This is a genomic window from Massilia sp. P2_C2 (assembly GCF_056404615.1).
Genome location: NZ_JBFUDR010000685.1, coordinates 1 through 532 on the forward strand (window position 1 = coordinate 1; position 532 = coordinate 532).

The 532-nt window shown below is 65.5% G+C and carries 1 protein-coding gene; it reads left to right on the forward strand.

The annotated features are described in order from the left end of the window. Nucleotides 1–532: hypothetical protein (locus AC1DYX_RS31860; RefSeq protein ID WP_477266292.1), on the forward strand; the 532-nt coding region annotated here is incomplete at both ends.

Below are 532 nucleotides of genomic sequence, written 5' to 3' on the forward strand. Positions count from 1 at the left end.
CCCACGAACGGGTACGGGAACGTGGCCGAGGTGCGCCTGTATGGCGCGACCGCGTCGACGAACCGCATCGCCACTGCGTCGCTCACCTCGCCGCAGGCGCTGCGCAACCGGATCGTACCGGGCAGTACCGTCAAACTGAGCTTCACGGCCAAGGAAGCGATCAGCAACGTGAAGGCGACCATCGCTGGCCTGCCCGCAGCGCTCAGCACCACGGACAACATCACCTACGCGGCCACCGTCACCCTGCCCCAGGGCACGCAATCGGGTGCGGTGACGTTCGCCATCGATTACGTCACCCAGGACGGCAAGACCGGCTACGAGGTCACCCAGACGACGGACGCCTCGTCGCTGAACCTGGTCAATGAAAGCGACCTCATCCAGAACGTGCCGACCATCACGACGCTGATCGATTCGACGACGAACCGCACTGCGGCCACGACGCTGTCCAACGTGAAGAACCTGTTCGACTCGAACCTCGGCACCGGCTCGGACTTCCGTAAYGGCTCCGGCGGATCGGGCACGGGCGCCTGGG